Annotated in this window: 22 protein-coding genes, 1 rRNA gene and 1 pseudogene; 8 read left to right on the forward strand and 16 right to left on the reverse strand. The window is 73.5% G+C overall.

Annotated features, from left to right (window positions below; translation table 11 throughout):
• A pseudogene (locus tag FB457_RS34555) lies at nucleotides 1-783 on the forward strand (DUF2637 domain-containing protein); the annotation flags it as partial.
• Nucleotides 784-811: 28 nt separating this feature from the next.
• Here the strand turns inward: FB457_RS34555 and lysS are convergent.
• A complete protein-coding gene (gene lysS / locus FB457_RS34560) occupies nucleotides 812-2,533 on the reverse strand; it encodes a lysine--tRNA ligase (RefSeq protein ID WP_145784647.1) in 1,722 nt (573 codons plus the stop codon).
• Between the two features lie 130 nt (nucleotides 2,534-2,663).
• Here lysS and argS point away from each other — a divergent pair, with 130 nt between their 5' ends.
• Both argS and FB457_RS34570 read left to right on the forward strand, forming a co-directional pair.
• Nucleotides 2,664-4,445 carry an arginine--tRNA ligase gene (gene argS, locus FB457_RS34565; RefSeq protein ID WP_145784649.1) on the forward strand — a complete coding sequence of 594 codons (1,782 nt, stop codon included), beginning with the start codon at nucleotides 2,664-2,666 and terminating at the stop codon, nucleotides 4,443-4,445.
• A 37-nt stretch (nucleotides 4,446-4,482) separates the two neighbouring features.
• A complete protein-coding gene (locus FB457_RS34570; protein ID WP_145784650.1) occupies nucleotides 4,483-5,316 on the forward strand; it encodes an alpha/beta fold hydrolase in 834 nt (277 codons plus the stop codon).
• A gap of 271 nt (nucleotides 5,317-5,587) precedes the next feature.
• Here the strand turns inward: FB457_RS34570 and FB457_RS34575 are convergent, their stop codons facing one another.
• Together FB457_RS34575 and FB457_RS34580 are read right to left on the reverse strand one after the other, a co-directional pair.
• Nucleotides 5,588-6,523 carry a DUF6924 domain-containing protein gene (locus tag FB457_RS34575; RefSeq protein WP_047017413.1) on the reverse strand — a complete coding sequence of 312 codons (936 nt, stop codon included), beginning with the start codon at nucleotides 6,521-6,523 and terminating at the stop codon, nucleotides 5,588-5,590.
• A gap of 82 nt (nucleotides 6,524-6,605) precedes the next feature.
• Nucleotides 6,606-7,220 (reverse strand): helix-turn-helix domain-containing protein, encoded by a 615-nt coding sequence (locus FB457_RS34580; RefSeq protein WP_145784652.1) that lies wholly within the window; start codon nucleotides 7,218-7,220, stop codon nucleotides 6,606-6,608.
• 55 nt (nucleotides 7,221-7,275) lie between these two features.
• Between FB457_RS34580 and FB457_RS34585 the strand changes: the two genes are divergently transcribed.
• Together FB457_RS34585 and FB457_RS34590 are read left to right on the forward strand one after the other, a co-directional pair.
• Entirely contained in the window at nucleotides 7,276-8,382 is a 1,107-nt protein-coding gene (locus FB457_RS34585; protein WP_145784654.1) for an NAD(P)/FAD-dependent oxidoreductase, read from the forward strand.
• Nucleotides 8,383-8,423: 41 nt separating this feature from the next.
• Nucleotides 8,424-9,074 carry a class I SAM-dependent methyltransferase gene (locus FB457_RS34590; RefSeq protein WP_145784655.1) on the forward strand — a complete coding sequence of 217 codons (651 nt, stop codon included), beginning with the start codon at nucleotides 8,424-8,426 and terminating at the stop codon, nucleotides 9,072-9,074.
• A gap of 363 nt (nucleotides 9,075-9,437) precedes the next feature.
• Here the strand turns inward: FB457_RS34590 and hemB are convergent, their stop codons facing one another.
• The 6 genes from hemB to FB457_RS34620 all read right to left on the reverse strand — a co-directional run bounded on the left by hemB (nucleotide 9,438) and on the right by FB457_RS34620 (nucleotide 16,076).
• Nucleotides 9,438-10,454 carry a porphobilinogen synthase gene (hemB, locus tag FB457_RS34595; protein ID WP_047017410.1) on the reverse strand — a complete coding sequence of 339 codons (1,017 nt, stop codon included), beginning with the start codon at nucleotides 10,452-10,454 and terminating at the stop codon, nucleotides 9,438-9,440.
• Nucleotides 10,455-10,599: 145 nt separating this feature from the next.
• Entirely contained in the window at nucleotides 10,600-12,333 is a 1,734-nt protein-coding gene (locus FB457_RS34600) for a bifunctional uroporphyrinogen-III C-methyltransferase/uroporphyrinogen-III synthase (protein ID WP_078898396.1), read from the reverse strand.
• Nucleotides 12,330-13,376 carry a hydroxymethylbilane synthase gene (gene hemC / locus FB457_RS34605; RefSeq protein WP_047017409.1) on the reverse strand — a complete coding sequence of 349 codons (1,047 nt, stop codon included), beginning with the start codon at nucleotides 13,374-13,376 and terminating at the stop codon, nucleotides 12,330-12,332. The genes FB457_RS34600 and hemC overlap by 4 nt, the downstream gene beginning before the upstream one ends.
• Complete coding sequence (locus FB457_RS34610; RefSeq protein WP_047017408.1) at nucleotides 13,373-14,839, reverse strand: glutamyl-tRNA reductase; 1,467 nt, start codon at nucleotides 14,837-14,839, stop codon at nucleotides 13,373-13,375. Before FB457_RS34610 ends, hemC begins: the two co-directional genes overlap by 4 nt.
• On the reverse strand, nucleotides 14,836-15,648 hold the full coding sequence (locus FB457_RS34615) for a redox-sensing transcriptional repressor Rex (protein ID WP_145784657.1): 813 nt from the start codon (nucleotides 15,646-15,648) through the stop codon (nucleotides 14,836-14,838). Before FB457_RS34615 ends, FB457_RS34610 begins: the two co-directional genes overlap by 4 nt.
• A 143-nt stretch (nucleotides 15,649-15,791) precedes the next feature.
• Nucleotides 15,792-16,076: a glutaredoxin family protein gene (locus FB457_RS34620; RefSeq protein ID WP_145784659.1), complete on the reverse strand. Its 285-nt coding sequence runs from the start codon at nucleotides 16,074-16,076 to the stop codon at nucleotides 15,792-15,794.
• Between the two features lie 204 nt (nucleotides 16,077-16,280).
• On the opposite strand from FB457_RS34620, the gene FB457_RS34625 reads away from it, so the two are divergent.
• The 3 genes from FB457_RS34625 (at nucleotide 16,281) to FB457_RS34635 (ending at nucleotide 19,842) form a co-directional block, all read left to right on the forward strand.
• Entirely contained in the window at nucleotides 16,281-17,252 is a 972-nt protein-coding gene (locus tag FB457_RS34625; RefSeq protein WP_145784660.1) for an HAD-IB family hydrolase, read from the forward strand.
• Between the two features lie 337 nt (nucleotides 17,253-17,589).
• Nucleotides 17,590-18,396 carry an ECF subfamily RNA polymerase sigma factor, BldN family gene (locus FB457_RS34630; protein ID WP_047017405.1) on the forward strand — a complete coding sequence of 269 codons (807 nt, stop codon included), beginning with the start codon at nucleotides 17,590-17,592 and terminating at the stop codon, nucleotides 18,394-18,396.
• Nucleotides 18,397-18,627: 231 nt separating this feature from the next.
• Nucleotides 18,628-19,842: a DUF5667 domain-containing protein gene (locus tag FB457_RS34635; RefSeq protein WP_078898394.1), complete on the forward strand. Its 1,215-nt coding sequence runs from the start codon at nucleotides 18,628-18,630 to the stop codon at nucleotides 19,840-19,842.
• A 36-nt stretch (nucleotides 19,843-19,878) separates the two neighbouring features.
• Here FB457_RS34635 and FB457_RS34640 read toward each other — a convergent pair whose 3' ends face one another.
• The 7 genes from FB457_RS34640 to rrf all read right to left on the reverse strand — a co-directional run.
• Nucleotides 19,879-21,045 carry a lysophospholipid acyltransferase family protein gene (locus FB457_RS34640; protein ID WP_145784662.1) on the reverse strand — a complete coding sequence of 389 codons (1,167 nt, stop codon included), beginning with the start codon at nucleotides 21,043-21,045 and terminating at the stop codon, nucleotides 19,879-19,881.
• On the reverse strand, nucleotides 21,038-22,126 hold the full coding sequence (locus tag FB457_RS34645; RefSeq protein ID WP_145784664.1) for an NAD-dependent epimerase/dehydratase family protein: 1,089 nt from the start codon (nucleotides 22,124-22,126) through the stop codon (nucleotides 21,038-21,040). The genes FB457_RS34640 and FB457_RS34645 overlap by 8 nt, the downstream gene beginning before the upstream one ends.
• Nucleotides 22,127-22,264: 138 nt before the next feature.
• Entirely contained in the window at nucleotides 22,265-22,363 is a 99-nt protein-coding gene (locus tag FB457_RS34650; protein ID WP_003948845.1) for a 30S ribosomal protein bS22, read from the reverse strand.
• A 125-nt stretch (nucleotides 22,364-22,488) separates the two neighbouring features.
• A complete protein-coding gene (locus FB457_RS34655) occupies nucleotides 22,489-22,698 on the reverse strand; it encodes a helix-turn-helix domain-containing protein (RefSeq protein WP_158691643.1) in 210 nt (69 codons plus the stop codon).
• A 128-nt stretch (nucleotides 22,699-22,826) separates the two neighbouring features.
• Nucleotides 22,827-23,645 carry a phosphatase gene (locus tag FB457_RS34660; RefSeq protein ID WP_145784666.1) on the reverse strand — a complete coding sequence of 273 codons (819 nt, stop codon included), beginning with the start codon at nucleotides 23,643-23,645 and terminating at the stop codon, nucleotides 22,827-22,829.
• A gap of 87 nt (nucleotides 23,646-23,732) precedes the next feature.
• Nucleotides 23,733-24,902, reverse strand: a complete 1,170-nt coding sequence (locus FB457_RS34665; protein WP_047017401.1) for an acetoin utilization protein AcuC — start codon at nucleotides 24,900-24,902, stop codon at nucleotides 23,733-23,735.
• A 62-nt stretch (nucleotides 24,903-24,964) separates the two neighbouring features.
• Nucleotides 24,965-25,054: ribosomal RNA gene (gene rrf, locus FB457_RS34670) — 5S ribosomal RNA — on the reverse strand; the annotation flags it as partial.

A 25,054-nucleotide genomic window follows, 5' to 3' on the forward strand; every position in this document is an offset into this window, starting at 1 on the left:
GGCCGGGCGTGGCGGCGGAAGGCGCCGGTGGAGGCGGTCATGCCGCTGAAGCTGGCGCGGTACGGGGTGCCGCTGGCGGAGACGGCGCAGGCGGGTCTCGCGGCGGCGGGCATCGACGCGCCGCTGCGGCCGGCCGGGTCGGCCGCGCGGACGGCGCACGCCCTGGAGCCCGCACAGGACGTACAAACCGACCAAATTGCACAAAATGCACAGACCGCACAGGCTGTGCCGCCTGTACAGACCGCGCCGCCCGCCCAGGTCGCGTACCAGCCAGCGGCCGCGGCCCCGCAGGCCCAGCCCGCGCCGCCCGCCACCGCGACCTCCCCCGTGCCCGTGCCGGAACCCGAGCCGCTGCCCGCCCCCGAGCCCGTCGCGACGATCCCGGGGCCCGCGCCGCGCCGCGATCTGCGCGCCCCCGCCGCCGTCAACGGCCACCAGCGGGCCGCGGCGCAGCGGGCGCCCGCCGCCGTCCCGCCGCCCCGGGAGCCCGAACCCGAACCCGAGCCGGCACCCGAGCCCGTCGCGCCGCCCGTGCCCGCCGACGACAGCGCCGAGGTCGTCGGGCTGCCGGACGGCGTGCCGTACGACGACGCGCTCTTCGGCTTCTACCGCCAGTACGTGGTGGACGAGGGCCGCTTCCCGTCCGCGCGCGTGTTCGCCCGGTACCTGCGCGACGTCCACGGCGTCCAGTACGCCGACGGCCGCACACTGGGCGAGCGCTACCTGCGCACGTACACCCACGAGCTGAAGGCGCGCTACAACCAGGGCATGGGCACCGCCTGACCGGCCGGCGGCGCCCCGCCCCGCGGCTTCAGCCGCCCAGCAGCTCCCGCACCCGCTCCTGCCCGACCGCCAGCAGCAGCGTCGGCAGCCGCGGCCCGGTGTCGCGGCCCACCAGCAGCCGGTACAGCAGCGCGAAGAACGCCCGCTGCTCAGCCTTCAGCTCCGGCGTCGGCTTCGCGTCCGCGGGCAGCCCGGCGCGCAGCTTCGGCACCCCGTACAGCAGCGTCGTCAGCCCGTCCAGAGACCAGTGCTCATCGAGACCGGCGAGCAGCAGCCGCAGCAGCTCGCGCTCGCCGTCGCCCAGCGACGCCAGCAGTTCCGCGTCCGCGTCCTTGCGTACCTGGGTGCGCTGGTCGGCCGGGACCTGCGTGGTGATCCAGCGCTCCGCCTTGTCCAGCCGCGGCCGCGCGTCGGCCAGCGACGTCAGCGGGTGCTCCGGATCGACGTCGGCGAGGATCCGCAGCGTCTGCTCGTCGTCGCCCGCGGTCACGTCGGTCACGGAGGCGAGCATGCGGTACGGCAGCGGGCGCGGCGTCGCCGGCAGCGGCCCGCCGGCGGTGCCCGCGGCGCGCTCGTACGCCGCGACGTCGCCCGGCTGCGCCGTGCCCGCGCCGACCTTGCGGACGAGGGCGTCCCACTCGTCGTACGTCCGCTGGATCTCCTGGTCGAAGGCGACTTTGAACGACTGGTTCGGCCGGCGGCGCGCGTACAGCCAGCGCAGCAGCATCGGCTCCATGATCTCCAGTGCCTCGGCGGGCGTCGGCACCCCGCCCTTCGACGACGACATCTTCGCCATGCCGCTGATGCCGACGAACGCGTACATCGGGCCGATCGGCCGCTCCCAGCCGAAGATCCCGACGAGCTTGCCGCCGACGTTCCACGAGGAGCCGGGCGAGTGGTGGTCGACGCCGGAGGGCTCGAAGACCACGCCCTCGTATGCCCAGCGCATCGGCCAGTCGACCTTCCACACGAGCTTGCCGCGGTCGAACTCGGCGAGCCGCACGGTCTCGCCGTGCCCGCAGGCGCAGGTGTACGTCAGCTCGGTGGTCTCGTCGTCGTACGCGGTGACCGTCGTCAGGTCGCGCCCGCAGACCCCGCAGTACGGCTTGTACGGGTAGTACGCGCCGCCGGCCGTCAGGCCGTCGTCCTCGTCGGCGGCGCCGGAGCCTTCGGCCGCGGCCAGCTCCGCCTCGTCCACCGGCTTCTGCTGCTGCTTCTTCTGCTGCTTCGGCTTCGTGCGGAACTCGGCGAGCACCGCGTCGATCTCGGCGCGGTGCCGCATCGCGAAGAGGATCTGCTCGCGGTACGCACCCGCCGTGTACATCTCCGTCTGGCTGATGCCGCGGTACGTCACGCCCATCTCGGCGAGCGCGCCCTCCATGGCCGCCTTGAAGTGCGCGGCCCAGCTCGCGTGCGGGCTGCCCGCGGGCGGGGGCACGGAGGTCAGCGGCTTGCCGATGTGCTCCGCCCAGGACTCGTCGACGCCCTCGACGCCGACGGGCACCTTGCGGAAGCGGTCGTAGTCGTCCCAGGAGATCAGGTGCTCGCAGGGGACGCCGCGGCGGCGGATCTCGTCCGCCACCAGGTGCGGGGTCATCACCTCGCGCAGGTTGCCCAGGTGGATCGGGCCCGAAGGGGACAGGCCGGAGGCGCAGACCACCGGTTTGCCGGGGGCTCGGCGCTCCGCCTCGGCGATGACCTCGTCGGCGAAACGGGAGACCCAGTCGGCGGCCTCGGTGGTGGCACCCACAGTCCTGACTTCCTCTCTCGCGCGTCTCTGCAGCGCTTGCGGGACCCATTCTCCCAAACAAAATCGCCTTGCCCTGCATGGGATACTGAGGGCCCGTCCCACCTCCAAGAAGGAAGCGGCGATCACGAACATGGCCTCAGTCCCGTCCCTCGCCACCCAGGTCCGGCAGCGCGTCGCGGACGCCCTTGCGGCAGCACTGCCGCAGGAGGCGGACGCTGACCCCCTGCTGCGACGCAGCGACAGGGCGGACTTCCAGGCCAACGGGATGCTGGCGCTGGCCAAGCGGCTGAAGACCAACCCGCGGGAGCTGGCGGGCCAGGTCGCCGAGCGGGTCGACGCGGGCGACGTGCTCGCGGACGTCGAGGTCTCCGGGCCCGGCTTCCTCAACATCGCGGTGACGGACGCGGCGATCACATCGAACCTCGCCGCCCGCGCCGCGGACGACCGCCTCGGCGTGCCGTACGCGGACGCCCCCGGCACGACCGTCATCGACTACGCCCAGCCGAACGTGGCGAAGGAGATGCACGTCGGGCACCTGCGCTCGGCGGTCATCGGCGACTCGCTCGTGCGGGTGCTGGAGTTCACCGGCGAAACGGTGGTCAGGCGGCACCACATCGGCGACTGGGGCACGCAGTTCGGCATGCTCATCCAGTACCTGGACGAGCACCCGCACGAGCTGGACCACGGCGGCGCCGACGGCGCCGCCGTCTCCGGCGAAGAGGCCGCCTCGAACCTCAACAGGCTCTACAAGGCCGCCCGCGCCGTCTTCGACGCCGACGACGCCTTCAAGGAGCGGGCCAGGCGCCGGGTCGTCGCGCTGCAGTCGGGCGACCCGGAGACGCGGGCGCTGTGGCAGCGGTTCGTGGACGAGTCGAAGCTCTACTTCTTCTCCGTCTTCGACAAGCTCGACATGGAGGTCAGGGACGCCGACATCGTCGGCGAGTCCGGCTACAACGACATGCTGGACGAGACCTGCGAGCTGCTCGCGGACGCGGGCGTCGCGGTCGACTCCGAGGGCGCGCTGTGCGTCTTCTTCGACGACATCAAGGGCCAGGACGGCCAGCCGGTCCCGCTGATCGTCCGCAAGTCCGACGGCGGCTACGGGTACGCGGCCACCGACCTGTCCGCCATCCGCGACCGGGTGTTCAACCTCAAGGCGCAGACCCTGCTCTACGTCGTGGACCACCGGCAGTCGCTGCACTTCCGGATGGTCTTCGAGACGGCCCGCCGGATGGGCTGGCTCGACGGCGACGTGACGGCGACGCAGCTCGCGTTCGGCACGGTCCTGGGCAAGGACGGCAAGCCGTTCAAGACCCGGGCGGGCACGACCGTACGGCTGGAGGATCTGCTCGACGAGGCGATCGACCGGGCGTCGTCGGTGGTCCGGGAGAAGGCCGACAAGGCGGTGCCGCCGCTGACGGAGGCGGAGATCGCCGAGCGCGGCGCGCAGGTGGGCATCGGCGCGGTCAAGTACGCCGACCTGTCCACGTCCGCGGCCCGGGACTACAAGTTCGACCTGGACCAGATGGTGTCCCTGCACGGCGACACCTCGGTCTACCTCCAGTACGCGTACGCCCGGATCCGCTCCATCCTCCGGCGCGCCGGCGACACCGCGCACCCGGCGGCCCACCCGGAGCTGGCGCTCGAACCGGCGGAGCGGGCGCTGGGCCTGCACGTGGACGGCTTCGCCGCGGTGGTCGCGGAGGCGGCGGAGGAGCACGCGCCGCACAAGATCGCGGCGTACCTCTACCAACTCGCGTCGCTCTTCACGACGTTCTACGAGCACTGCCCGGTCCTGAAGGCGGACACCCCCGCGCAGGTGGAGAACCGCCTCTTCCTCAGCGACCTGACGGCCCGGACCCTCAACACCGGCATGGCCCTCCTGGGCATCCGCACGCCGGAGCGCCTCTGACCGACCGGTCGCGGGCGGCTCCCGTAGGGTGCTCGTCATGAGCGACTGGCAGTTGACGCGGACCTTCCCCAGCGCCGCCGGGGAGGTCCGCTGGGACCGGCTCGGTGCTGCCGGGGGGCGGCCGGTGGTGTTGTTGCACGGGACGCCGTGGTCGTCGTACACCTGGCGGGCCGTCGCGCGGGCGCTGGCGCGGGGGCGCGAGGTGTACGTCTGGGACATGCCCGGGTACGGGCAGTCGGAGAAGCGCGCCGGACAGGACGTCTCGCTCGACGCGCAGGGGCGGATCTTCGTCCAACTGCTTGATCATTGGCGGTTGGACGAGCCGCTGGTCGTCGCGCACGACTTCGGCGGCGCCGTCGCGCTGCGCGCGCACCTGCTGCACGGCGCCACGTACCGCGCGCTGGCCCTCGTCGACTCCGTCGCGCTCGCCCCCTGGGGCTCGCCGTTCTTCCGTCTCGTACGGGACAACGCCCCCGTCTTCGAGCAGCTCCCGGCGGCACTGCACACCGCGCTGGTCCGCGAGTACATCACCACCACCGGCGGCCCCGGCCTCCACCCGGTGGTCCTCGACGCCCTCGTCGCGCCCTGGACCGACGACGCCGGCCGCCCGGCCTTCTACCGCCAGATCGCCCAGGCCGACCAGCGCTATACCGACGAGATCCAGCCCCGCTACGGCGAGATCGACCTGCCCGCGCTCATCTGCTGGGGCACGGACGACACCTGGATCCCCGTCGCCAAGGCGCACGAACTGCACGCCCTCGTCCCGCACGCCGGTCTTGAACTGTTCGAGGGCGCGGGCCACCTGGTCCAGGAAGACGCCCCGGCCGAACTGACCGCCGTCCTGCAGACGTTCCTCACTGAGCAGTCCTAGGATCTGTCTTCACTCTCCCGTCTGCGGCTGGGGGTACCGCCCACGTGCGCGCAGCGCGCTGTGGGGGAGGAGCCCGGCACGCACGCTCGCTGCGTTGTCGGGATCGACCGAAGAGGCCCCCTATGCGGTCGGCCCTCCGCCTTGCGATCGCACGCACCAGACTCCCCCTACGCCCGGGGGGGGCGTGGGCGGTGCCCCCTGCGCCGCCCCCCTACGGGCGAACGACGCGAGAGTGAAGACAGACCCTGGCGCCCGCGCCCGCCGGTCGCGCCTACGCGTCCTCCCACCACGGCTTCACGCCCTCCACGGCGACGTAGTCGGAGAAGTCCATGTTGGCGATCTCCAGGTTGCAGACCATGGAGCCCGCTTCGCGCCACGGCAGGACGGCGATGTGGCCCGGGACGTCGTCGAGGTCGACGGCGACCAGCGGCCGGTCCGCCCCGGCGAAGGTGCCGGCGTCGGCGAGCGCGACCACCACGGCGTGCCCCCCGGGCGGGACCAGTGCCGGGACCGCGCCGGGCGGCAGGCCCGCGTAGGCGGGGTCGTCCACGACCAGCGCCGTCAGCGGGTACTCGTCCACGTCGATGTCGTCCGGGTCAATATCCGCACCGACCCACCCCTCCTCGTCGGTCCCGCCAAGCTCGGCCAGCAGGGCGCGCCAGCCCTCGTCGTCCTCGAAAGAGGTGCGGACCAGCAGGGCGCCGTCGGTGGCGGGCAGGGCCGGGAAGGACCGGGGTGGCGGGGTCGTCGGCGCGGGGAAGGCCGGACGCCCGGCATCGCCCTGGTAGGTGCCCTGCCCGTCCATCACGCGGACGAGATCGTCGAACACGAGCGTCCCGTCGAGCAGCGCGCCCAGGATCTCCCCGAGCCGGTCCGCCGCTATCCGGGCCCCGCGCCCGGGTATCGCCGCCACGTCCACCAGCAGCGGCTCGCCGCCGTACACCGCGGCGCAGTCCACCAGGACGGCGACGGGCGCGTCGGATCCGCCGCCCGGGAGGAGCGCGGGCACGTTCCCGCCGCGCAGGCCGTCCCAGCCGGCGTCGGCGACGCGGCGCAGCCGCACCGGGCCGCCGCCGTCAGGGACGGTCGCGGCGCCGTCCCCGGTCCGGTCGCCCAGCCCGCCCCAGCAGGGCTCGCCCTTGTCGTAGTACGTGCAGATCACCAGCACCTCGCCGGACGCGGTCCGGGGCAGCTCCGGGCAGGACATGACTTCCCTTTCGACGGTTCGCCGCAAGATGCCCGGGAAGCTATCGCGCCGCACTGACAGCGGCCGCCCGGCGGCTCCTCCGCTACGAGGCCGACTTCGGGCGGGCGCGCAGGTGGGCGCGCTCGCCCTGACCGCCGAAGAGGCTGAGGAACTCCACCGGTTCGTCATCCGCCGCGCCGAACCAGTGCGGTACGCGCGTGTCGAACTCGGCGGCCTCGCCGGGTTCGAGGATCAGGTCGTGCTCGCCGAGCACGACGCGCAGCCGGCCGTTCATCACGTACATCCACTCGTAGCCCTCGTGGGTGCGCAGGTCCGGCTCCCGGCGCCCGCTGCCCGCGGGCAGGATCAGCTTGAACGCCTGGATGCCGCCGGCCCGGCGGGACAGCGGCAGCATCGTCATGCCGTTGCGGGTGACCGGGCGCAGGTTGATGCGGGGGTCGCCGGTGGGCGGGGCGCCGACCAGCTCGTCGAGCGTGACGCCGTGGGCGCGGGCCAGCGGCAGCAGCAGTTCCAGCGTGGGGCGGCGGCTGCCGGACTCCAGCCGGGACAGGGTGCTCACCGAGATCCCGGTGGCCGCGGAGAGCTCGGCGAGCGTCTGCTCGCGCTGGCGGCGCAGCTCGCGCAGGCGGGGGCCGACGGCGGTGAGGGCGGTGCCCGGCTCGCCGTCGGGGTCGGGGGCGCTGTCGGTGTCGGCCATACGGAGAGTTTGCCATATCGGCAATAGAGTTTGCGTATCCGGCGGTGCCGGCCGCATGGTCGTCGGCATGGAGGTGGTCGACGTGACCGAAGGGGCCGACAGGGCCGAGAGGGCCGGTATCGCCGAGTGGGCGGGGACCGCCGCGTGGGCGGAGGGCCCCGGGGCGGCCGACGAGCCGGCGGAGAGCTACGAGGCCGTGGTGGTCGGCGGCGGCGCCGCCGGGCTGACCGGCGCGCTGATGCTGGCCCGCTCCCGCCGCTCCGTGGCGGTGATCGACGCGGGTGCCCCGCGCAACGCGCCGGCGGACGGCGTGCACGGGCTGCTGGGCCGCGAGGGCATGCCCCCGGGCGAGCTGCTGGCGCGCGGCAGGGTTGAGGTGCGCGGGTACGGGGGCCACGTGGTGCCCGGCGAGGTCACCGGGGTGGCCCGGGAGCCGGCGGACGGCGCCCGCGACGGCGCGGCCGGGGAAGGCGAGGGCGGCTTCGCCGTCACCCTCGCCGGCGGCCGGACCGTACGGGCCCGGCGGCTCCTCGTCACCACCGGGCTCGTCGACGAACTGCCCGCCGTCCCCGGCGTGCGCGAGCGCTGGGGCCGGGACGTGCTGCACTGCCCGTACTGCCACGGCTGGGAGGTCCGCGACCAGGCCATCGGCGTGCTCGCGACCGGGCCGATGGCGCTGCACCAGGCGCTGCTGTTCCGGCAGTTGAGCGCCGACGTCACGTACTTCGCCCACACCACGGAGCCTCCGGCGGGCGAGGACGCCGAGCAGTTGGACGCCCTCGGCGTGCGCGTCGTCACCGGTGAGGTCGCCGGCCTGGAGATCGCCGCCGACCGGCTCACCGGCGTGCGCCTCGCGGACGGCACCGTCGTCCCCCGCCAGGCGCTCGCGGTGGCCCCGCGCATGGTGGCCCGCAGCGGGCTCCTGACCGCCCTCGGCCTCACGCCCGTCGCCCACCCGTCCGGCATGGGCGAGCACGTCCCCGCCGACGCCACCGGCCGCACCGACGTACCGGGGGTGTGGGTCGCGGGCAACGTCACCGACATGACCGCGCAGGTCCACGCCGCCTCGTCGGCCGGCGCCATGGCCGGCGCGCAGATCAACGCGGACCTCGCCGCCGAGGACGCCCGCCGGGCGGTCGCCGCCCGCCGGGTCGGCGTGTGACGTACGTACCGACCGAGACGACGACAGAGAGGGACACCGGGATGACGAACGCGACGGAAGAGTTCGGCGAGGCGTACTGGGAAGAGAAGTACCGCGCCCGCGACGCGATCTGGAGCGGCCGCCCCAACACGCAGCTCATGACCGAACTCGCCGGCCTGCCGCCCGGCACCGCGCTGGAGGCCGGCTGCGGCGAGGGCGCCGACGCCATCTGGCTCGCCGAGCGCGGCTGGCGGGTGACGGCGGTGGACATCTCCGCCACCGCGCTGGACCGCGCCCGCGCCCACGCCGAGGCACGCGGCGCGGAGGTCGCGGGACGCATCTCGTGGGTACGGGCCGACCTGACGGGCTCCGCCCCGGACGGCGCCCCCTTCGACCTGGTCACCACCCACTACGTCCACACCACCGCCTCCCGCCGGGCGCTCTTCGGCCGCCTCGCGGCGATGGTGGCCCCCGGCGGCACCCTGCTGGTCGTCGGCCACCACGAGACGGACCCCCGTGCCGCGGACATCGCCGAGGCCCACCCGGGCGTGCACTTCACCGCAGAGGACGTGGCGGCGGACCTGGCCACGGACGCCTGGGACATCGACGTCGCGGAAGTCCGCATCCGCCGGGCCCCGGAAGGCCACGAACACCACGGCCCCGACCAGCCGGCCGAACACCACGACGCGGTGCTGCGCGCGCGCCGGCGCTGACGGCGCCGGTCCCGCGGGGCGGCTCCCCCGGCCACGGCGGAGCCGCCCCGCGCCCGTCCCCGTACACGGCGCACGGCCCCTCGCAGATCTCCGTGACCGGTACCCGGTCATGGCCCAGGCGCGGGACAACCAGTGGCTACCGCCTTCCGCCGCGGCGTCCCGGCAGGCGGCGACCGCCGAGCCCGCCCGGGGGGCCGCCGCGTGTTCAGCGTGGCCCCGGCGGAGGCGGAGGACCTGGTGCGCACGGGGCGGATCACCGGCGCGTTCACCATCGCCGTGCCGGCCCGCGCCCGGCTGGCGGGGCTGCTGGCAGGCGTCGCGCAAGAGGGCCGGGGCGGCGGCGCGCCGCTCGGCCCCCGCGCGTCAGCCGCGCAGCTTCCGGGCCGCGTCCATCGCCCAGTACGTCAGGATCATCTGCGCCCCGGCCCGCCTGATCCCCGTCAGCGTCTCCATCATCGCCGCGTCCCGGTCCACCCAGCCGCGCTCCGCCGCCGCCTCGACCATCGCGTACTCACCCGAGATCTGGTACGCCGCCACCGGCACGTCCGACTCGTCGGCGACCCGGCGCAGCACGTCCAGGTACGGACCGGCCGGCTTGACCATCACCATGTCGGCGCCCTCCGCGAGGTCGAGGGAGAGCTCCCGCAGCGCCTCGCGGGCGTTCGGCGGGTCCTGCTGGTACGTCTTCCGGTCGCCCTGCAGCGAGGAGTTGATCGCCTCGCGGAAGGGCCCGAAGAAGGCGGAGGAGTACTTCACGGCGTACGCGAGGATCCCCGCGTCCTGGTGGCCGGCCCGGTCCAGGGCCTCGCGGATGACCGCGACCTGGCCGTCCATCATGCCGCTCGGCCCCAGCACGTGCGCCCCGGCGTCCGCCTGCACCACGGCCATCTCCGCGTACCGCACGAGCGTCGCGTCGTTGTCGACCCGGCCCGCGGCGTCCAGCACCCCGCAGTGCCCGTGGTCGGTGGTCTCGTCCAGGCACACGTCGGACATGATCACCAAGTCGTCCCCGACTTCGGCCCGCACGTCGCGGAGCGCGACCTGGAGGATGCCGTCCGGGTCCGTGCCGGCCGAGCCGACCGCGTCCTTCTTGTGCTCCTCGGGGACGCCGAAGAGCATGATCCCGCCGACGCCCTCGGCGACGGCCTCGGCGGCCGCCTTCTTCAGGGAGTCGCGGGTGTGCTGCACGATGCCCGGCATGGACGCGATCGGCGCCGGCTCGTCGATGCCTTCGCGTACGAAGGCGGGAAGGATCAGCTCCGCCGGGTGCAGCCGGGTCTCGGCGACCATGCGCCGCATCGCGGGCGTGGTGCGCAGCCGCCGCGGGCGGACGACGGGAACGGTGACAGGGCCGGGGTGCGGGGCGTCGGTGCCGGACACGTGTGCTTACCTCCGTGGTGCTCCGGGGCGGCCGATGACCGGCCCGGCGAAGGAGGGCACATGCGGACGCGCCCCCCACCGGGCCGCGGGGGGCCGGGTGGATTCCACCGTACGCCCCCGCGGTGACATCCCCGCCGGGCCCCCGTCAGCTCGTGGTCGTCGTCCGCGCCCGCCGCCGCGGCCTGCGCTCGCTGGGCCGGGTGACGTGCTCCCCGGCCTCGACCGCCGCCGCCCGGCGCCGCGCGCCGAACTCCGCCAGCGCCTCGGCCAGCCGGTGCACGGACGGCTCCGGCGCCATGACGTCGACGCGCAGCCCGTGCTCCTCCGCCGTCTTCGCCGTGGCCGGGCCGATACAGGCGATGACCGTCACGTTGTGCGGCTTGCCCGCGATGCCGACGAGGTTCCGCACCGTCGAGGACGAGGTGAAGAGCACGGCGTCGAACCCGCCGCCCTTGATCGCCTCGCGGGTCTCGGCCGGCGGCGGCGACGCGCGCACCGTGCGGTACGCGGTGATGTCGTCGACCTCCCAGCCGAGGTCCTTCAGCCCCGCCACGAGCGTCTCGGTGGCGATGTCGGCCCGCGGCAGGAACACCCGGTCGATCGGGTCGAAGACCGGGTCGTACGGCGGCCAGTCCTCCAGCAGCCCGTGGGACGACTGCTCGCCGCTGGGCTGCAGGTCGGGCCGTACGCCGAACTCCACCAGCGCCGCCGCCGTCTGCTCGCCGACCGCGGCGACCTTGATCCCGGCGAACGCGCGGGCGTCCAGCCCGTACTCCTCGAACTTCTCCCGCACCGCCTTGACGGCGTTGACGGACGTGAAGGCGATCCACTCGTACCGCCCGGTGACCAGGCCCTTGACCGCCCGCTCCATCTGCTGCGGGGTGCGCGGCGGCTCGACGGCGATGGTCGGCACCTCGTGCGGCACGGCACCGTACGAGCGCAGTTGCTCGGAGAGCGACGCCGCCTGCTCCTTCGTCCGCGGCACGAGCACGTGCCAGCCGAAGAGCGGCTTGGACTCGAACCAGGCCAACTGCTCGCGGCGGGCCGGTGCGCTCTGCTCGCCGACGACCGCTATGACCGCCTGTCCGGCGTCCGGCGACGGCAGCACCTTCGCGGCCTTCAGCACCTGCGCGACGCTGCCGAGCGTGGCGCTGAACGTCCGCTGCCGCGTCGTCGTGCCCGCGAGCGTGACCGTCATCGGGGTGTCCGGCTTGCGGCCCGCGGCGACCAGCTCGCGCGCCGTCGCCGCGGTGGCCTCCAGGGACGTCTGCACCACGAGCGTGCAGTCGCTGGCGCCCGCCTCGCCCCAGATCTGCTCCGAGGCGGTCGCCGCGTCCACGACGCGTACGTCCGTACCCTGCGGGTCGTGCAGCGGCACGCCGGCGTACGCGGGCACGCCGACGGCGGTCGCGACCCCGGGCACCACCTCGAAGGAGATGCCCTCGGCGGCGCACGCGCGCATCGCCTGCGCGGCACCGCCGTCGAGGCCCGGATCGCCCGCCACGGCATGCACGACCCGCCTGCCGGCGCGCGCGGCCTCCATGACAAGATGGCCTGCGTCAGCGGCCGTTGGCGGTTCGTCGTCCCCCGCGGCCGCCGACGTATGCGCCGCGGGCGCGGCCGCCGACGACGTGTGCGGCATGACCGCGCCGACGCGCGCGTGGGCGCGTACGACGGCGAGGACCTTGGGGTCGGCGATCAGGACGTCTGCCGCAGACAGCGCTTCCACGGCGCGCAGCGTCAGCAGTCCGGGGTCCCCGGGTCCTGCGCCCAGGAACGTGACGTGCCCGCGGGCGGCGGGACCGGGCGGCCGGGCCGCGCCGGTCGCTGCGGTACGCGCCGACGCGCTGGCCTTACGGGTCGAAGGCGTGGGGCTCAAAGTCGCTCCCCCATCAGACCGGCCGCGCCCTTGGCGAGCATCTCTTCTGCGAGCTCGCGTCCGAGCGCCACGGCGTCGTCGTACGACGCCGGCACGGGGCCGGTGGCGGACATCTGCACCAGAGCGGAGCCGTCGGGGGTGCCGACGACGCCGCGCAGGCGCATCTCGGTGACAGTGGACGCTGTGCCCAGTGCGGCCCCGGAGGGACCCTCCGCGTGCAGGTCGGCGAGCGCGCCCACGGGCGCGCTGCAGCCGGCCTCCAGGGCGGCGAGCAGCGTCCGCTCGGCGGTGACGGCGACCCGCGTCTGCGGGTCGTCGAGCTCCGCGAGCTGGGCGGCGAGGTGCGCGCTCGACGAGGCGCACTCGACCGCCAGGGCCCCCTGGCCGGGGGCGGGCAAGACTGCGTCCAGGGGGATCAGCTCGGTGACCTCGGCCAGCCGGCCGAGGCGGCTGAGCCCCGCGGCGGCGAGCGCGACGGCGTCGAACTCGCCCTTCTGTACGTACCCGATACGGGTGTCGACGTTCCCGCGGACCGGGACGGTCTCTATCGCGCCGCCGAGGGAGCGGGCCCAGGCGTGCAACTGGCAGGCGCGGCGCGCGGAGCCGGTGCCGATACGGGGCCGGGCGCCGGCGGCGAGCAGGTCCTCGAAGCCGAGGCCGTCGCGGGCGACGAGCACGTCCCGCGGGTCCTCGCGGGGCGGCACGGCGGCGATGACCAGCTCCTCGGGCTGCGTGGTCGGCAGGTCCTTCAGCGAGTGCACCGCGAGGTCCACCTCGCCGTGCACCACGGCCTCGCGCAGGGCGGCGACGAAGACGCCCTGGCCGCCGATCTCGGAGAGGTGCTGCCGGGACACGTCCCCGTAGGTGGTGATCTCGACCAGCTCGACGGGGCGCCCGGTGAGACGGCGTACCGATTCGGCAACCTGCTCGGACTGCGCGAGCGCGAGCTTGCTTCGCCGCGTGCCGAGGCGCAACGGGCGCTGGAAGCGCGGGGCTTCCTGCGCCCCGGCCCCCTTCGCCTGCGTCGGCTTGGCTGCGGTCATGACGGCTCCCGTTCACTGCGTGCGCTGGCCGCCGCGCGGCCGGAGTCCGCGCGGCTGACGGCGTCGACGGTGGCCGGGTCGAGGTCGAAGAGCTCCCGCAGGGCGTCCGCGTACCCCGCTCCGCCGGGGGTGGCGGCCAGCTCCTTGACCCGTACGGTCGGCGCGTGCAGCAGCTTGTCCACGACGCGGCGCACGGTCTGCGCCACCTCGGCCCGCTGACGTTCGTCGAGCCCGGGCAGCCTACCCTCCAAACGGGCGATCTCGCCCGCGACGACGTCCTGGGCCATGGTCCGCAGCGCGACCACGGTGGGCGTGATGCTGGCGGCGCGCTGCGCGGCGCCGAAGTCGTCGACCTCGCCGGCGACGATGGCCCGCACCTGGTCCACATCGGCGGCCATGGGCGCATCGGCGCTGGCCCCGGCGAGGGCCTCGATGTCGACGAACCGCACCCCGGGCGTCTCGTGCAGGGCGTGATCGATATCACGCGGCATGGCCAGGTCGAGCAGAGCGAGGGGGGTGTCCCCGTCCCGGCGGCGCAGCGCGCCGCGCACCTCGTCGGCCGTCAGCACCAGGCCCGTCGCGCCCGTACAGGAGACGACCACGTCCGCCGTCACCAGCTCGTCCGCGATCTCCTCGACCCGCACCGCACGGGCCGCCGGCCCGCCGGTGCCCTCCGCGGGCCCGGTCTGCGACGGGATCGAACCCGCCGCGGGCGCACCGGTGTCCGCCGCAGTCGGCCCCGTGCTCCAGCCGCCCGCGACCGCGGATCCCGCGTTCAGGCTCGCCGCCAGGCGCTCCGCGCGCTCGTACGTGCGGTTGGCGATCACCAGCTCCGCCGCCCCGGCCCGCGCCAGCACCGTCGCCGCCAGCGACGACATCGAGCCCGCGCCGATCACCAGCGCGCGGCGTCCCGCCACCCACTCGGCCACCGGGGCGCCGGCCGCGAGCTGCGCAAGCCCGAACGAGACCAGCGACTGCCCCGCCTTGTCGATCCCCGTCTCGCTGTGCGCCCGCTTGCCGACCCGCAGCGCCTGCTGGAAGAGGTCGTTCAGCGTCCGGCCCGCGGTGTGCAGCCGCTGCCCGAGCGCCAGCGACTCCTTGATCTGGCCGAGGATCTGCCCCTCGCCGACGACCATGGAGTCCAGTCCGCAGCCCACCGTGAAGAGGTGGTGCACGGCGCGGTCCTCGTAGTGCACGTAGAGGTGCGGCGTCAGCTCCTCCAGGCTCGCGCCCGCGTGCTGCGCCAGCAGCGTCGACAGCTCGGCGACGCCCGCGTGGAACTTGTCCACCGCGGCGTACAGCTCGATCCGGTTGCACGTGGCCAGCACCGCGGCCTCCGTGACCGGAGCCGCCGCCACCGCGTCCGCGAGCAGCTTCGCGCGCGCGTCGGGCGCGAGCGAGGCCCGCTCCAGCACGCTCACGGGCGCGCTGCGGTGGCTGAGGCCGACGACGAGGACACTCATGCGGGCATCACGGCGGGCACGTCCCCGTCGGGCCCCTGCCCGGTGCGCTTCTTCGCGGCGGCGCTGGGGCCCGCCACCGCGTCCGCCTCCGGCGTGCCGCCGCGTGCCGCCGCGGCGGCCGCCTCGGCCTCGCGCAGCTCGGCCTCCTCGCCGGCCTTGCGCTGCTCGTGGAAGGCGAGGATCTGCAGCTCTATCGAGAGGTCGACCTTGCGCACGTCGACGCCCTCGGGGACGTTCAGCACGGTCGGCGCGAAGTTGAGGATCGAGGTGACGCCCGCCTCCACCAGCCGGTTGCAGACGGCCTGCGCGGCGCCCGCGGGGGTGGCGATGACGCCGATGGAGACGCCGCTCTCCTTGATCAGCGGCTCCAGTTCGTCGGTGTGCCGCACGGTCAGGCCCGCGACCTGCTTGCCGGTCATGGCCCGGTCGGCGTCGATGAGCCCGGCGACGCGGAAGCCGCGGGAGGCGAAGCCGCCGTAGCCGGCGAGGGCGGCGCCGAGGTTACCGATACCGACGATGACCACGGGCCAGTCCTGGGTGAGGCCGAGCTCGCGTGAGATCTGGTAGACGAGGTACTCGACGTCGTAGCCGACGCCGCGGGTGCCGTAGGAGCCGAGGTACGAGAAGTCCTTGCGCAGCTTCGCCGAGTTGACGCCGGCGGCGGCGGCCAGTTCCTCGGAGGAGACCGTGGGCACGGAGCGCTCCGAGAGCGCCGTGAGGGCCCGCAGATAAAGCGGGAGCCGGGCGACGGTGGCCTCGGGGATCCCTCGGCTACGGGTCGCCGTTCGGTGAGTTCGGCCAGTTGCCACAGTGCTCCTGACGCTAGCGCGGTGCCGCGTACGGCCCGCCGGGGCGAAACCGCACTGATGAGAGCAGGCTATGCCTTTGTGAACGCGTGCACAAAGATGGTGTCCGCTTTGTCCGGGCAAAGTGACGGGCGTCACCCCGCGGGTCATGACCGCAGCGCCCGCCGCAGCCTCTCCGGGTCGACCCGCCAGAAGTCGTGCTGCTCACCGTCCACGAGGACCACCGGGATCTGCTCCCAGTAGCGCCGGTACAGTTCCTCGTCCCGCGTGATGTCCCGCTCCTCCCAGCCGGCGCCCAGCTCCGCGCAGACGGAGACGACCACCTCGCGCGCCTCGTCGCACAGGTGGCAGCCGGGCTTGCCGAGGAGGGTCACGGTCCGGTCGGCGGGGGCGGGCGCGGAGGCGGTGCTCTTACGTCGCAACAGGCTCATGCCATCGATTGTGCCGTCCCCCACGGGCATCCGGAGCCGCCCGTAAGCGAGCAGAACAGGACAGAGAGCGGGCACACAACGAAAGGAGCCGGGCAAGGGGCGTACAGAGACGGGCAGGAATCACCCGGGAGTTCACGCGCGCGTCCGCGGAGGCCCAGCCCCTCGACACTGGTTGGCCCGCCTCGCGCCGTTATGCTCATCGGCATGGCCGCATTCGGATGGCTCAGCCGCAGACGCCGCGCGACCGCGCGCAGCGTCGCGGCCGGCGAGGCCGCGGCCGAGGCGGCACGCAAGACGTCACAGGAGCTGGAGCACGCGGAAGCCGCGCGCGCGGGGGACGTCACGGCGGACGCCGGAGCGAAGGCGGCGAAAGAGGACGAGGAACCGGACTTCCCCGTCCACGGCGACGTGCACGCGGCGGCCTTCTTCGACCTCGACAACACGATCATGCAGGGCGCCGCGCTCTACCACTTCGGCCGCGGGCTCTACAAGCGCAAGTTCTTCCGCACCCGCGATCTCGCCCGGTTCGCCTGGCAGCAGGCGTACTTCCGCCTCGCCGGCGCCGAGCACTCGGGACACATGGAGGACGCGCAGTCCAGCGCGCTCTCCATCGTGCAGGGCCATCGCGTCGCCGATCTCATGGAGATGGGCGAGGAGATCTACGACGAGTACATGGCCGAGCGCATCTGGCCCGGCACCCGCGCGCTGGCGCAGGCGCACCTCGACGCCGGCCAGAAGGTGTGGCTCGTCACCGCCGCCCCCGTCGAGACCGCGACGATCATCGCCCGCCGGCTCGGCCTGACCGGCGCGCTCGGCACGGTCGCGGAGTCCGTCGGCGGCGTCTACACCGGGCGGCTCGTCGGCGAGGTGCTGCACGGCCCCGCCAAGGCCGAGGCGGTACGGGCCCTCGCCGCCGCCGAGACGCTGGAGCTGTCGCGCTGCGCCGCGTACAGCGATTCGGCCAACGACATCCCGATGCTCTCCCTCGTCGGCCATCCGTACGCGATCAACCCCGACGCGCGACTGCGCAGGCACGCGCGCGAACACGGATGGCGGCTGCGCGACTACCGTACGGGCCGCAAGGCGGCGAAGGTCGGCATCCCGGCCGCGGCGGGCGTCGGCGCGGTGGCCGGCGGCGCGGCCGCGGCGGCCGCACTGCAGCGCCGCCGACGCTGAATCGAGCCCGCGTGTCCACGCCCCGGCCGGCGTCCCCGGCCCCGCGGTCAACAGGTCACCGGCAGCGCACCCGTGACCGATTCCTCCGGGAAACACACAACACGCCCATGAACCAGGCAGTTCGTGTCACTTACCGATCAAACTCAATCCGGCGGCTGATACTTGAGGAGTCGCCAATACGCTACAGATCGGACGGAAACGGTGATTTGAGCAACTGGAGGTAGCGCGCCCGACACGAAGCGTTATTCTCCTCAGACGCAATCCGGTGCCCGCGCATACCTACGCCGGTCAACGGTCCCGCACTGAACGTGATGGAAGCACTGCCTCTGGGAGTCCCGTGTACTCATCCGTCGGGGTTGACGCCTCAGGTCTGGCTACGCTGCGCGCGCAGGTGATCGAGCAACTGCGCCTCTTCTCGCCCGCCCTGGCCGTCGCCGGCCCCGCCGCGAGTCCCGCCGCCGGCCCGGTCGCGGGCCCCGCCTACGCCCTCACCGACGGCAGCGCCGCCGTCGGCAGCAGACGCCGGCAGGCCGGCGGCGCGGGCACCCGCGAGCGCAGCGGCAGGCAGACCAGGCAGCCGCAGCCCTCGACCGGCGACAGCCGCCGGATGATGGACCTGGTCGAGCGCGCCCAGTCCGGCGAGACCGAGGCGTTCGGCCGGCTCTACGACCAGTACGCCGACACCGTCTACCGCTACATCTACTACCGCGTCGGCGGCCGGGCGACGGCCGAGGACCTCACCTCGGAAACCTTCCTGCGCGCGCTGCGCCGGATCGGCACGTTCACCTGGCAGGGCCGCGACTTCGGCGCCTGGCTGGTGACGATCGCGCGCAACCTCGTGGCGGACCACTTCAAGTCCAGCCGGTTCCGGCTGGAGGTCACCACCGGCGAGATGCTCGACCCCAGCGAGACCGAGCGCAGCCCCGAGGACTCCGTGCTGGAGTCGCTCTCCAACACCGCGCTGCTGGAGACCGTCCGCAAGCTCAACCCCCAGCAGCAGGAGTGCGTGACCCTCCGCTTCCTCCAGGGGCTGTCGGTGGCCGAGACCGCCAAGGTGATGGGCAAGAACGAAGGCGCGATCAAGACCCTGCAGTACCGGGCGGTGCGCACCCTGGCCCGGCTGCTGCCGGACGACGCCCGCTGACGGGAAGCGATCTCCCTTGACTCTTCCGATACCCGGGGCGTCCGCGCCCGCCGAAGTAGTATCAACGCCACCGCGTAACCCGACTGCCCTGCCCGTCGTTGAGCGGGTAGCAGGGCTTCTTCGGTCGCGAGTTGTCCACCTCGGCTCACCCCTTCGGGTGAAATGGGTCAAGGAGTACAACTATGCGGGCGGGATAGGGAGTCCCACACAGAGACCCCGAGTCGACAGGAGGTGCCGCCCGTGATCGGATCCGTATCGGCACACCGACGGGCGAACGCCTTCGCCCAGGCCCTTGATGAGGAGTCTCGGGCGCAGCAGGCGGAAGCGCTTGCGGCAGATCCCGAGCAAGCACGGCTGCTGGGCCTGGCGGGACGGCTCGCCTCGGTGCCGGGGCCCACCCTCGACCCCGAGGTCAAGACCGTCCAGCGGACCCAGCTCATCGCCGCCATGGAGGCAATGCTCGCCGAGGACACGGACACCGCGGAGAGCACCGAAGCCCCGCTGATCCCCGCGCCCCGCAAGCGTGGCGCCCACCGCGCGGCGGGACCGCTGTCCCGGCTGCGCCCGCACTCCCGCCTCTCCCGCGGCGTGGCCATCGGCAGCGCCGGTGTCGGCGTCGCCGCCGGCGCGTTCAGCGCCGCCGCCGCGGTCAGCTCCGACGCACTCCCGGGCGACACCCTCTACGGCCTCAAGCGCGGCATGGAGGACCTGCGCCGCGGCATGGCCGACGGCGACACCGAGCGCGGCCGGATCTACCTCGACCAGGCCAGCACGCGGCTGAACGAGGCGCGGCGCCTGATGGAGCGCGGCCGCGCCGGCGACCTCGACGCGGAGTCGATGGGCGAGGTCCGCGAAGCCCTCGACAACGTACGGCACGATGCCGGCGAAGGCCGCAAGCTGCTGCGCGGCGCGTACGACGACGACGGCTCGCTCGGCCCCATGCAGACCCTCTCCGCCTTCTCGCAGAAGAACGAGCGCAGTTGGCAGCAGTTGCGCGAGCGGCTTCCCCCCGAGCTGGGCGACCTGGGCGACGAGGTCAGCTCAATCTTCGACGCCATAAAGCAGGACGTAGCCCCGCTGTCGTCGCTGCTGCCCGGACCCGAGGACGACACCTCCCCCAGCGGCGGCGCGCCGGGCACCGCGAGCACCGGCGGCGGCCACACCGACACCGACGAGGCCGAGCCCGCCCCGTCGTCCACGGCCACCGCCGACGGCGAGGTCGGCGAGGACGGCGAGCCGAAGCCCAGCACCACCGAGGAGGACGGGCTGGTCGGCGAGGACGGCCTCGTCGGCGGTGTGCTGCCCGACGGGGACGAGACTGGCGGCCAGGAGACCGGCGACAGCAGCACCTCGCCTACCGAGCAGCCGCCCAGGGAGCCCGAGATCACCCTCCCGCCGCTGCTGCCGCTGCCCGACCTGGGCCTCGACATCGGCGAGGAGGAGTAGGGACGCGCGCGAAGCGGGCGGAGCAGCGGTGACGGGTCAGAAGAAGACCGACCGCCGCTCGACGAGCAGCTTGTACAGCGTGTGCTGGATCGTCTCGCGCACCTGGTCGGTGAGGTTGAACATCAGCATCGGGTCGTCCGCCGCCTCCGGCGGATAGCCGTCCGTGGGGATCGGCTCACCGAACTCGATCGTCCACTTCGTCGGCAGCGGTACGGCCCCGAGCGCCCCCAGCCACGGGAACGTCGGCGTCAGCGGGAAGTACGGCAACCCGAGCAGCCGCGCCACCATCTTGGCGTTGCCGAGCATCGGATAGATCTCCTCCGCCCCGACGATCGAGCACGGCACGATCGGCGCCCCCGCCCGCAGCGCCGTCGAGACGAAGCCGCCGCGGCCGAAGCGCTGCAGCTTGTAGCGGTCGGCGAAGGGCTTGCCGATCCCCTTGAACCCCTCCGGCATCACGCCGACGACCTCGCCCCGCGCCAGCAGCCGCGCCGCGTCGTCGGCGCAGGCCAGCGTGTGCCCGCCCTTGCGGGCGAGCTGGTTGAAGAACGGCAGCACGAACACCAGATCGGCCGCGAGCAGCCGCAGATGGCGGTCGGCGGGGTGGTGGTCGCGGACGGCGACCTGGGCCATCAGCCCGTCCCAGGGCACGACTCCGGAGTGGTTGGCGACGACGAGCGCGCCGCCGGTGTCGGGGATGTTCTCGATGCCCTTGACCGTCACCCGGAAGTACTTCTCGAAGAGCGGCCGGAAGAGCGGCACGAGCACCTGGTCGGTCAGCTCCGCGTCGAAGCCGAACTCGTCGACCTCGTAGTCGCCCGTCAGCCGCCGCCGCAGGAAGCCCAGGGCGTCGGCGGCCCTGCGCTCCCAGCCGCCGCCCAGGAGCCGCGGCAGCGCGCTCATGAGGGCACTCTGCAGCGCCTCGGCGACCGCGTCCGCGGCCTCGGTGCCCGGCGGTGCCGTACGGTCCGCCGACGCGGCGCCCGCCTCCCCTGCCGGGTCCCCCGCCGCGTCCGTACGGTCCGCGCCCTCGTCGTCCGCGGGCCCCTCCCCGCCGGGCAGCGCGGAGAGCGCCGCCTCCGCGCCCGCAGCGCCGCCGCCGTCCGCGCGCCGCGGCCGGCCCGCGCCTGACCGGCGCCGGGACTTGCCGCCTCCGCCGCGGGAGCGGTCGTCGTCGAACGGAATGACCTTCGCGTCAGCCATCGGGCACCGACTCCTTCGCAACTCCGTCCCCCTGCGCCGGGGTCCGCGTCCCCGGCAGCCCCAGCAGCTCGCCGACCGCGTCGACGGCCCGCCGCACCTCACGCGGCGGCAGCAGCCCCGCCGCCCGCCCGGCGGCGAAGTCGGCGAACGCCTCCGCCGTCGAGTACTCCGGCGTGAAGCCCAGCAGTTCACGCATCTGCGTCGTCTCCACGACCCGCCCGTGGGTCAGCAGCCGGATCTGCTCCGGCGAGAAGTCCGTCATGCCCGCGGACCGCAGCGCCGAGCCGACCCACGTCACCGCGGGCAGCGGCACCGGGACCGTGGGACGGCCGAGCCGGCGGGCGGCCTGGGAGAGCAGCAGCACGCCCTCGCCGGCAATGTTGAACGTGCCGCTGTTGATCGTGCCGCGGCGCGGCTCGCCGGCCGCGAGCAGCAGCACCTCGATGACGTCGTCCTCGTGCACGAACTGCAGCCGCGGGTCGTAGCCGAGGACCGTGGGCAGGGCGGGCAGCGCCAGATACTCGGCGAGCGGCGTGTCCACGCGCGGGCCGAGGATGTTGGCGAACCGCAGCACGCACACGGCGACGTCCGGGCGGCGCCGGGCGAACCCGCGCACGTACCCCTCGACCTCCACCGCGTCCTTGGCGAAGCCGCCGCTGGGCAGCGCCTTGGGCGGCGTGCTCTCGGTGAACACGGCGGGGTCGCGGGGCGCGGAGCCGTAGACGCTGGTGGTGGACTTGACGACGAGCCGCCGCACGCGCGGCGCCTGCTGGCAGGCGCCGAGCAGGTGCATGGACCCGATGACGTTGTTCTCCTTGACCGCCCCCCGGCCGCCGCGGGTGAGCGGGGTGCCGGTGACGTCCATGTGCATCACGGTGTCGACGCGGTGCTCGACGAGGATCCGGGCGAGCACGGGGTGGCGGATGTCCGCCGGTACGAAGTTGGCGCCGCCGAGCTGGTGCTCGGGCGCCCTGGCGTCGACGCCGACGACGCGATCGACGTCCGGCTCCCGCATGAGCCGGCGGACCAGGCGCCCGACGAGGGGGCGGGCGACGCCGGTGACGAGCACGGTTCTGCCCACTGGCCTTCGCCTTCCTCTCCTTGCCTGCCCGTACGCGCGATCGCCCCACCGTATACGCAGGACAACGCGCCACCACGCACAACCGCCGCCCACCCGCCGGGAAAGGCGGATGGACGGCGGAACGGGTGCGGGCTACCGCTACTTCTTGTTGCGGCGCTGCACTCGCGTGCGCTTCAGCAGCTTGCGGTGCTTCTTCTTCGCCATCCGCTTACGCCGCTTCTTGATCACAGAGCCCACGGGTACCCTCGCTCACTTCTCTCCGTCGGGGTGGGCGGGCAAGGGCCCACACGTCTTACAGGGGCCCAAGCCTACCCGGGCGAACTGGATTGACGTAATCGAGGGTGCGCAACCGCTCGGACCCGTCAGGCAGACTCCACCCCCACATACGACTCGCGGAGGTATTCGTGCACCGCCTGCTCCGGTACCCGGAACGACCTCCCCACCCGGATCGCCGGCAGATGGCCGCTGTGCACCAATCGGTACACGGTCATCTTGGACACTCGCATCACCGCGGCTACTTCAGCCACGGTCAGGAACACAACCTCGTTGAGAGGCTTATCGCTTGCAGCCATGACACACCTGAACCTTCCGCACATGACGGACACCGGCTTCCCCTCCGGTGCCTCCTCCTCGCATGCGCGCTCCTCCCCAGATTAGGGGCGGGTGATGCAAGTGGGGAAGAGGAGTAGCGATCGCATGGCTACAGTGACAGACGGGCGTGTTTGAGCACATAGTCCGCCACCGGCCCGTAGCTGTCCGGTTGCACAGAGTCATCAAGTGGCACCACGACGGACACCTGACCCTCCACCTGGGCGACGAAGAGTGCCGGGTCGTCCGCGTCCGCCAGACCGATGGCCTCGATGCCCAACTGACCAGCCCCGCAGGCCCATCCGTGGTCCCCCACCACCAGCCCGGGCAGCGGCCCGCCCGCGGCCGCGGCGGCACCGAGTGCCGCACGCAGGGGAAGCGGAGAGTGAGTATGGACCCCCCTGGTCGCGGGCCCGGCGGAGAGGCCCGGGTCGCCCAGAACGGCAACGGACCCGGGGTAGTTGAGCCGGTATGTGCGTACGCCGAATCGGGTCGTTATGTCGACATCTCTGCCCTCACCGGGGGTGAGAACAACGCACCCAGCCGCCGAGAGCCCCGCAGCCAAGAGGGCGTAGAAGCCGAGGAGGCGGTCGGGATGCCCGGTCCCGAACAGCACCGCCTCGCAGTCGCGCGCGGCGTCGCGCAGCCGCTCCGCGAAGGCGTGCAGGGCGTCGATCGTACGGTCCGGATCGATGACTTCGGTGCCCGAGATCCGGCCCGGATCCCCGCTCGTACCGCAGCGTTCCGCCATCAGCCGCAGCAACTCGGCCACCGACCAATCGCGTTCCGGTTCCAGTCCGAGCAGCACCCGGGGATCGCGGGCCGCGAACTGCTGATACCTGCGGAGGCTCTTGTCGCGGCTCGTCGCCACCGGCCCGGCGATGCCCGTCGCCAGCAGATGCCTACGCAACAAGGGTGCGTCGGTCAACACCCGCCCCACTCTGGCCGCCCTTACGGGCGGAACGGGCGGCTTCCCGACTATTTCGCCCACAAGAAAGCCGCGGCGGGGCCGGCTCCTTCAGGGCAGCAGCCCGTGGGCGGGGAACGCCGTCCGCCGCGCGGCACGCACCGCACGATCCAGAGGCGAGCCCGGGTCGTACCCCGCGTCCCAGTCCGCCCAGGAGGCGTCACGCCCGTCGGTCATCCGGTACGGGGCCTGCTGCCCGGTCCGCCGCAGCGCCTCGGCCCGCCAGCTCTCGGGGACCTCCGTAGCCGGAAGAACGGGGTGGCCGGCGGAGATGGCGCAGAGATGCGCCCAGGAGCGCGGAACGACGTCCACGACCGCGTACCCGCCCCCGCCGAGCGCCAGCCAGCGCCCGTCCGCGTGCGCGTGCGCCAGGGCGTGACACGTCTCCATCACCGCACGCTGCGCGTCCAGGCTGACGGCGAGGTGCGCCAGAGGATCCTCGGCGTGCGTGTCGGCCCCGTGCTGCGACACGAGCACCTGGGGCCCCCACGACGCCAGCAGCTCCGGCACGACGGCGTGGAACGCCCGCAGCCACCCCGCGTCCCCGGTCCCGGCCGGCAGCGCGACGTTCACCGCCTGCCCCTCGGCCCCGGACCCACCGGTCTCCTCCGGCCAGCCGGTCTGGGGGAAGAGCGTGCTGGGGTGCTCGTGGACGGAGATGGTCAGCACCCGCGGGTCATCCCAGAACGCCGCCTGTACGCCGTCGCCGTGGTGCACGTCCACATCCACGTACGCCACCCGCTCTACGCCCAACTCCAGCAGCCGCGCGATGGCCAGCGCCGCGTCGTTGTAGACGCAGAACCCCGAAGCGGCACCGGGCATCGCATGATGAAGCCCCCCGGCGAAGTTCACGGCGTGCACCGCCCGCCCGTCCCACACGGCCTCCGCCGCCGCCACGGACTGCCCGGCGATCAACGCCGACGCCTCGTGCATCCCCGCGAACGCCGGATCGTCGACGGTCCCGAGCCCGTAGGAGGGATCCGCTTCCGCCGGCGCCTCGGAGGCCCGCCGCACGGCGTCGATGTAGTCCTGCCGGTGCACGAGCCGCAACGTGGACTCGCCGGCGGCGGGCGCGGCAACGACGTCGACGGCCTTGTCGATCCCCAGTTCCTCGACGAGGCGCATGGTCAGCACCAACCGAACGGGATCCATGGGGTGTTCAGGACCGAAGTCGTACGCGGTGACTGCCTGGTCCCACATCAGGTGCGCGCGGCCGCTCATATCGGCCACCGTAACGCACGAAAGCCGCCCCGAAGCGTTCGGGACGGCTCTCATGACGAATTGTTCGGCGGTGACCTACTCTCCCACACGGTCCCCCATGCAGTACCATCGGCGCGGTCGGGCTTAGCTTCCGGGTTCGGAATGAGACCGGG

The sequence above is a fragment of the Streptomyces sp. CNZ287 genome, assembly GCF_007827615.1.

Bases quoted from the DNA above. Each gene is read 5' to 3' on its own strand.
- argS (WP_145784649.1), top strand. From the start codon at position 2,664: ATGGCCTCAGTCCCGTCCCTCGCCACCCAGGTCCGGCAGCGCGTCGCG.
- FB457_RS34570 (WP_145784650.1), top strand. From the start codon at position 4,483: ATGAGCGACTGGCAGTTGACGCGGACCTTCCCCAGCGCCGCCGGGGAG.
- FB457_RS34575 (WP_047017413.1), bottom strand. From the start codon at position 6,523: ATGTCCTGCCCGGAGCTGCCCCGGACCGCGTCCGGCGAGGTGCTGGTG.
- FB457_RS34580 (WP_145784652.1), bottom strand. From the start codon at position 7,220: ATGGCCGACACCGACAGCGCCCCCGACCCCGACGGCGAGCCGGGCACC.
- FB457_RS34585 (WP_145784654.1), top strand. From the start codon at position 7,276: ATGGTCGTCGGCATGGAGGTGGTCGACGTGACCGAAGGGGCCGACAGG.
- FB457_RS34590 (WP_145784655.1), top strand. From the start codon at position 8,424: ATGACGAACGCGACGGAAGAGTTCGGCGAGGCGTACTGGGAAGAGAAG.
- hemC (WP_047017409.1), bottom strand. From the start codon at position 13,376: ATGACCGCAGCCAAGCCGACGCAGGCGAAGGGGGCCGGGGCGCAGGAA.
- FB457_RS34610 (WP_047017408.1), bottom strand. From the start codon at position 14,839: ATGAGTGTCCTCGTCGTCGGCCTCAGCCACCGCAGCGCGCCCGTGAGC.
- FB457_RS34620 (WP_145784659.1), bottom strand. From the start codon at position 16,076: ATGAGCCTGTTGCGACGTAAGAGCACCGCCTCCGCGCCCGCCCCCGCC.
- FB457_RS34625 (WP_145784660.1), top strand. From the start codon at position 16,281: ATGGCCGCATTCGGATGGCTCAGCCGCAGACGCCGCGCGACCGCGCGC.
- FB457_RS34640 (WP_145784662.1), bottom strand. From the start codon at position 21,045: ATGGCTGACGCGAAGGTCATTCCGTTCGACGACGACCGCTCCCGCGGC.
- FB457_RS34655 (WP_158691643.1), bottom strand. From the start codon at position 22,698: ATGGCTGCAAGCGATAAGCCTCTCAACGAGGTTGTGTTCCTGACCGTG.
- FB457_RS34665 (WP_047017401.1), bottom strand. From the start codon at position 24,902: ATGAGCGGCCGCGCGCACCTGATGTGGGACCAGGCAGTCACCGCGTAC.